Source organism: Methanobrevibacter sp. (assembly GCF_045603845.1).
Taxonomy (GTDB): Archaea; Methanobacteriota; Methanobacteria; order Methanobacteriales; family Methanobacteriaceae; genus Methanocatella.
Genome location: NZ_JAZUMY010000035.1, coordinates 1 through 6,597, shown reverse-complemented (window position 1 = coordinate 6,597; position 6,597 = coordinate 1). Strand labels below are relative to the sequence as shown.

The following is a 6,597-nucleotide window of genomic DNA, read 5'->3' as shown; positions in this document are numbered from 1 at the left end:
TACACATTCTACAGTTTCATTGTGAGGGACGTTCAGGTATAGGTAATTAAAATGAGTGAAGGAAGTTCAGCTATACAAATCAAAAAAGCTATAGGTAATGTCTATAAACCGGATTATGAATTAACATACTTTAAAAACATAATCAGTGCTTTCTATTTGCAGGGTACAGACCCAGAAGTTGTAGAAAAAATTCTTACTGAATTATACAACCAACTTCCTTCTCATGAGAAAACATTAGATGAAATCATTAAACTCTTCGAAGACATTTATTTGGGCGATGAAAATCCAAACAGTGGGATAAAAGGCATTGAAAGATTCATTTCAGATAAATATGACAAAAAGACCAGCATTTTGGTAGGGCGTGAATTAAATAGAGCAATCATACCATATGATACCAACAAGATTTACAAACTCCAAACTGGCTCCAACAAATATATCGTTATGGACTACAGGAACAATGAAGTCACTACACAGACAATCGAATGGAAAAAAGGAAATGAAGTGGCAGATTACACCAGAGTACTGTTCTGCTATCCTATGAGAATTACAATACATGACAATCCAATAAGTGAAGCCGGAAGAACCTTCAGCATCGAATGGAGAACAGCAGACGGAGGCAGATTCCATACCAAAGACATGAACATCGTTGAAATTGAACATTACCTTGTTGAACACGGTTATGTCCTCTCACGTTACCAATCCAAAGATGTTGTTCCAGGCTTGATTCAAATAGCTATTGAAAACAATTTGGCAATAATCAAAAACGAAATAGAAACTCCAGGTTTCTACTATAACGATGAAACCAAAAGTCTAACAATAGTTGAATTTGAATTGAAGGAAACGGACGTTGGTAAAATGAATATGGCCTTGGATTTGATTGAAGATTTAAGAAATTATTTCATAGGCCAGGAAGGAAAGCTGGCAACAACACTAAAGCATGCAATGATAGTTCCTTTCGGATTTGCCAAAAAACAGATGGGATTGCCTTTGGAAAACCTGATTCCATATATGTTCCATTTCGGAAAGGGCGGAAGCGGTAAAACTACTCTTGCCCGTATTGGAGCATACTTTTACGGCGAACCGGATAGCGAAACAGATATTGGCGGATCTGAATTTGATACCGTTCCAAGAATCGGTGCCCAAATATCAAAATCCACATTCGGATTAATTATCAATGAACCTGTTGGCGTGTTCAACTGCAAAAGCTGCACAGAGACATTGAAAACCTGTGTAGAAAGAACAAATGCAAGACGCAGATATGAAGGAAGGAACTTAGCTATTATCCTTGCCTTATCTACCTTGTCTTTTACATCCAACAGTCCATTGCCCAATGTCGAAGGTTTGACAAGAAGATTTGTTCAGCTAATGTATACTCACAGTGAGAAAAAAACAGATGATGAGAAAAGGGAATTTATGGAGCATTTCCAAATGAACTCTCCCAAAGATTGTCTGTTTCATCATTTGAAGTATCTTGCGGACTTTGTGGTGAATGAAATTAACAAGGATATAGAATTGTTAAGACTGCCTTGGCAGGAACTAAGCAATGAACTGATTAAAAGAGCATATGCCAAATGTGAACGTAAATGTCCTGATTGGCTATTGACATTTGCCGAATCAGTAACCCCTGAAGATCTGGATGATGAAGAAATAGAATATCTGAGAATGTTTTTCATTGACGAGATCAACAAGCACAACAAAAGCATTAAGGTCTATTCAGCAGAAGACGGATATCCAATAAAATATCAGAACTATTTCACAGATTCTGTTAAAGACTCTAATGACTTCTATGAACGTGTCTTTAACATTATCAATGAGCGTCTGATACCGTATATGGTGCTGCATCATGGCCGTGATGGTCTTGACTATGTCTGCTTTACAAGCGGACTTAAAACGGCATTGAAAAACGCTAATGAAGTGTGTTATGACGTGAAGGGAATTGCTGAATTGTTAGGTTGGGAATACAAATCCGTAAAAATACCCAAATCTACAAAAGTTATGATTGTCAGGTTTGACAAGTTTTTAACATTCCTATATCCGAACTTAAGTGAAAAGGAGGTCAATAAATAAAGTAACTTGCTAGGTAACTTTTGGTAACTTGAGGTAACCTGAGGCTCAAGTTACCTCACCAAAAAAATTTAAAGAATTTATAGCTATTTATTTTTTGATTAAAGCTATTTAAATTCATTTTATTTTTTCACATTCTGAGGTAACCTGACCCTTCAGGTGTGGGGACAATAGTAGTGAAAAATACTTAGGTTTGTCAAGTTACTGAGTTACCAAGTTACCATATTTTGATAAGTTACCAAGTTACTGGGTTACTTTAAAGCGAGCTGATAAATATGTTTAAATGTGATTGTTATCCGAATCATGAGATATGCAGAAACAAAACCACCTGTGAATTTTGGATACCATTAAATCAAAAACTCAAACAATTAAATCAACAGATATCTTATGAGTTGAATACATTAGAAAGTCTGAATCAAAGAAAAAGAGACTACTTCAAAGTATTGTCTGAAATTCAACAGGAAAGATATACTGAAATAATAGCTATTGACGGAAGATTAAAAAGAGTACCAAAAAAGAATGCAAGAGGCGAACCTATATTAAAACCTGGAGATGTGCAGATCGGATTGGATTTCAATTTAATATCTCAAGAGATTACTGATACTGAAGCAATAATTCGAGTATTAAGAATAAAAGAAAAGAATATATTGAAGATATTGAAAAAACAATGCGAAATAAGATTAATTGTTGAAAAATAATTAAAACTATTTTAATTAAAACATATTTATTTTAAATGCATTCACTTCAACCTAATCAATTTTTATTCTAATTCTTTTTGAATCTTTTGATTTTTTTGGTTTATTAGGTTTTTGAAATTCTTCAAATATTTTTTTTGTATTGGGAGCATATGTGTCATCCATTTCTCTTAAGAAAGAATTAACTTTTTTTTCGGCATTTAATTTCATTTGTTTTAATTCATCTTTTGCTTCTTGAATCTTTTTTTCGCGTTTTTCTTTTTTCTGTTGTTTCTCTCTTTCTCGTATTTCATTATATCTTTGATACTCTCTTTCCCGTCTTTCTCTTTCTGCTTTTCGTTTATCACTGACTTCCTTAATAACATTTTTATATGCTTGTTCATTGCCTGTTTTAGTTAAAAGTTCTATAATATCATCTATTTCCTTATAATGCAATATTGAAGTTCGTTTACTATAATAGTTCCTATATATTTCGCAACATTTCTCAACATCTTCACTTGCTAATAATTCATTTGTTTTTGGAATTGTGGGTTTTACATCAGGTTTATCTTCTATTTCTTTCCAATAGTCAAAACCATGCTCTACTGCTTCTTTGTAATATCTAATTGCAAATTCATCGTAGGGTGTTCTTCTTGCTAGTGATAGACTATTTTCATAAAACAATGCATACTGTTCATATGTAGTAAGATGGTCAAAAAAACTTCGTGTACCAGAGTTTCTCTCTTCCTCTTCATCATAATATTTGCTTCGTCTAGAACCACCAATTGATGTTCCGCAACTACATGAATGATTCCCTAATGGAACATAACTACCACAATTTGGACATGTTGGCATGATTTTTACCCCTAACTAATTTTGTTATACTTTAATTTATATTACCAACTTAATATCAATTACTATTATATTGCTAGAATTATTTATTTTATCTTAAGTAACGATGTATTTAGGTTTTAAATAATTAAATAGAAAACCTTCACATCAAATTAATTGTTATGTGGAATACCACCTATCCACATCAACTCTTTTAGTTTGAGTTTCATTAGCTATTTTTTCATAAGCCCCAGTGAACGCAACAACACAGTCATCATGAATAGCTTCATTTGGATATGCAGTTATTTTTTCCAGAAATTCCATCGCCCATTTTTTGGTGAACCCTGTCCGATTCTTTCCAACAAGGAAAATTCCATTCTTCTGAATGTCTGCTGAAACTCTCCTTGCACGGTCAACTTTATTCTCTCTTGAGTTACCAGTGCCTGTAGTAAAGCCTCTTCGGTTCAACTCATCTATAATTAACAATCCGAAGTTTTTACCTGTGCTTCCGTCGAGTTCAATATACTGGACATCTGACTTGTCACGTGCTGCAGTGTTTATGATTTCATTGATCAGGTTTCTTGACTCAAGCTGAAATTCATATGAGTCCAGGATGTAAATATTTCCTGACAGATCTTTAGCAAGCAGAACACCTGCTGTAAAATCCGGATCACTTCCTTTCAGTTTATCATCATTCAATACTTCAGTTGCAGCTAGATCCCAATATCTGATGACTCTAACAATTGGTATTTTCATGTATTCATCATAGGAGATTAAGTGGAAGTCTGATTCATCGAATAGCTGACCTTTAACTGAAGCATACCAGTTACCGTTCATTAACTGTTCCCTTGTAACTCTATCAAGACCCATCAAGTAATCTTCATAGTCTTTTCTGTCCAGATAAATGTTATCCAAATAGCTTGAGCTAATGAATCTGATTTGAGATTTATCTTGTATATCCTCATCTATTTTTTCTATGAATCTTTCTCTTACCCATTTGTTTCCACGTTTACCGGGATTACTTGAGCACATTAACTGTGTAGGAAGTTGATTGTCTTTGGTTTTCCTTACACGAGACCGCATATAGATATACTTGAATCTTTCCAGTTGTGTAAGTTCATCTATTCCTATGAATTGATATTCCGAACCTTGGTAAGTGTCAAGGTCATTGATGTTTCTCAAATATCCGAAAGTTAATGAATTGCCGTTGGGAAATGTCCATGAATGTTCGGTTCCATCCCACTTTGGTTTGATACTTGCATTATTTTGAACTTCCTTTCGATTTAACCACTGACTTGCTTTATGTATTAAAGCTCCTTTACGCTTCAGGTCAGATAATGTACGTCTCAAGATGAGGGCATGATATTCATTTGCATCATCCTGAACATAGAACAATGCCCTCATAAGTAAACTTGTTGATTTACTTCCTCCTGCAGCACCACCAATGAGAACCTCCTTTTCTGTAGCTAGTATCATTTCAGCCTGCTTTGGAAATGGATTGAATGGTATATATGGATTTTCATATACGCACTTTTGAAGAATTGCTTTATCTCTAGCATCTAAATAGAATTCACCTTTTTCATCATACATTGTTATCATCTATCTGTTTTGCAAGGATTTCTATTTCATTCATGATGTCCTTTTGTGAGATTTCAATTTTCTTGTCTTCCAACTCTAACACACGGTTTTTGAATAGTCTGTCCATTTCATCTTTGAACAGTTTGTTTTTAGCGTCAAATGCTTTAACAGATAATTCAAGATATCTTATTTTCAATTCTGTTAGGTCAAGCAGGTATCTTGCAAGGCTTTTTTCATTGGCGTTGTATCTTATTTCCTGGTCCAGCTTTTCAAAGTCAATTTCAATATCTACAGCATTTTTTGTAATCTTATCAAGATTTTCAAGTCCTGTTTTGATATCAGTAACCTGCTGCTGGAGGATATTATCAATAGCCAAATCAATGTTGTCCTCGAAAACATTATTGTCTGTGATTTGTTTTTGAGTAATGGCCCTGTTTGTTAGTGCTTCTTTATCTCTAGCTCTCGGATCTTTTTCTTTATCTGTTAGATTATATTTCTTTTTGAATCTGGAAAATGTTGCCCCGCTTACTTCAAATTCATGTTCATCTGCCAGCCATCTTCTTACACTTTCATCTGTAGCTCCTTGAGTTTTCATTACCTTGATTTCATCCAGTAATGTTTCCAGGAAATCTCCTTTTGTCAGTTTTAATCTGGCCTTGAATTTTCTGAATGTTGTAAGCGAAACTTCACGATCATATTTGGTTTTTAATAATTCCACAATCTCCTTGTTGCTCATTGCCTTCCTGCAGCAATTGATGATTTCCTGTTCATGGTGTTCTAAAAAATAGCTTATATCTGAATTTACACGATCCATAGGTTCCCTCCTATAAATCCCTTAATTCCCTTTCCAGTTCCTGTTTTCTAGCTTCGATTAATCTGTACTCCGTCTGTTTCATGACCTTCTGGTAATTGGGATTGTTGTGTATTAGTGTTATTGTATCTTCAGCATCACCAATAGCTATTAGCATAGCTCCAAGCTCATAAGCATCCTTGTGTGTAAAACTAGATTCTTCTACTATTTTTTTGAGAGTTATTTCAACTCTTGCGCTGATGTTGGTTTTTTCCGGTAACATAATACATATATTTATTATGTATTATATATAAAATTTTATTAGAAAAAAAATATAAAAGTAATAATAAATATTACTTTCACAAATGAAAAAACAGTTTCTTTTGAAGAGTTATATACGCGAGACTTATATTTTGAAGTTTATTCTTCGTCACCCATTTCGTCAAGTTCCTTTTGAAGATCGTGGATTTGCATTTCCTTATAGAATCTTTCGAACTTTCCCGTTTCAATGAGATAAGATGAAACTTCAAGAGCATCCCTAAAGGTATAATTGGACTCTTTGATAATTTGCTTTTTGTCTTCATCCATGTAGGATGATGTATTATTTATATTGGCCATAGCTATTACAACCTGTATATAATAATTAATATAATATTTTAT

The 6,597-nt window shown here is 33.8% G+C and carries 7 protein-coding genes; 2 read left to right on the top strand and 5 right to left on the bottom strand.

Annotated features, from left to right (window positions below; translation table 11 throughout):
• Nucleotides 1-51: 51 nt before the first annotated feature.
• The gene (locus ACKI2W_RS03380; protein ID WP_407379234.1) at nucleotides 52-2,067 is read left to right on the top strand and encodes a hypothetical protein; all 2,016 of its coding nucleotides are present in this window, start codon (nucleotides 52-54) and stop codon (nucleotides 2,065-2,067) included.
• 272 nt (nucleotides 2,068-2,339) lie between these two features.
• A complete protein-coding gene (locus ACKI2W_RS03375) occupies nucleotides 2,340-2,762 on the top strand; it encodes a hypothetical protein (RefSeq protein ID WP_407379232.1) in 423 nt (140 codons plus the stop codon).
• 51 nt (nucleotides 2,763-2,813) lie between these two features.
• Here the strand turns inward: ACKI2W_RS03375 and ACKI2W_RS03370 are convergent, their stop codons facing one another.
• The 5 genes from ACKI2W_RS03370 to ACKI2W_RS03350 form a co-directional block, all read right to left on the bottom strand.
• Nucleotides 2,814-3,593 carry a hypothetical protein gene (locus tag ACKI2W_RS03370; RefSeq protein ID WP_407379230.1) on the bottom strand — a complete coding sequence of 260 codons (780 nt, stop codon included), beginning with the start codon at nucleotides 3,591-3,593 and terminating at the stop codon, nucleotides 2,814-2,816.
• Between the two features lie 156 nt (nucleotides 3,594-3,749).
• Entirely contained in the window at nucleotides 3,750-5,159 is a 1,410-nt protein-coding gene (locus tag ACKI2W_RS03365; RefSeq protein ID WP_407379228.1) for a phage terminase large subunit, read from the bottom strand.
• Nucleotides 5,152-5,961: a hypothetical protein gene (locus tag ACKI2W_RS03360; protein ID WP_407379226.1), complete on the bottom strand. Its 810-nt coding sequence runs from the start codon at nucleotides 5,959-5,961 to the stop codon at nucleotides 5,152-5,154. The genes ACKI2W_RS03365 and ACKI2W_RS03360 overlap by 8 nt, the downstream gene beginning before the upstream one ends.
• Nucleotides 5,962-5,971: 10 nt before the next feature.
• Nucleotides 5,972-6,220 carry a hypothetical protein gene (locus tag ACKI2W_RS03355; RefSeq protein ID WP_407379224.1) on the bottom strand — a complete coding sequence of 83 codons (249 nt, stop codon included), beginning with the start codon at nucleotides 6,218-6,220 and terminating at the stop codon, nucleotides 5,972-5,974.
• A 137-nt stretch (nucleotides 6,221-6,357) separates the two neighbouring features.
• On the bottom strand, nucleotides 6,358-6,597 hold a 240-nt coding region (locus tag ACKI2W_RS03350), incomplete at its 5' end, for a hypothetical protein (RefSeq protein ID WP_407379222.1).

Excerpts from the sequence above, each read along its gene's own strand:
- ACKI2W_RS03380 (WP_407379234.1), top strand. The coding sequence starts at position 52 with ATGAGTGAAGGAAGTTCAGCTATACAAATCAAAAAAGCTATAGGTAAT.
- ACKI2W_RS03355 (WP_407379224.1), bottom strand. The coding sequence starts at position 6,220 with ATGTTACCGGAAAAAACCAACATCAGCGCAAGAGTTGAAATAACTCTC.
- ACKI2W_RS03375 (WP_407379232.1), top strand. The coding sequence starts at position 2,340 with ATGTTTAAATGTGATTGTTATCCGAATCATGAGATATGCAGAAACAAA.
- ACKI2W_RS03360 (WP_407379226.1), bottom strand. The coding sequence starts at position 5,961 with ATGGATCGTGTAAATTCAGATATAAGCTATTTTTTAGAACACCATGAA.
- ACKI2W_RS03370 (WP_407379230.1), bottom strand. The coding sequence starts at position 3,593 with ATGCCAACATGTCCAAATTGTGGTAGTTATGTTCCATTAGGGAATCAT.
- ACKI2W_RS03365 (WP_407379228.1), bottom strand. The coding sequence starts at position 5,159 with ATGTATGATGAAAAAGGTGAATTCTATTTAGATGCTAGAGATAAAGCA.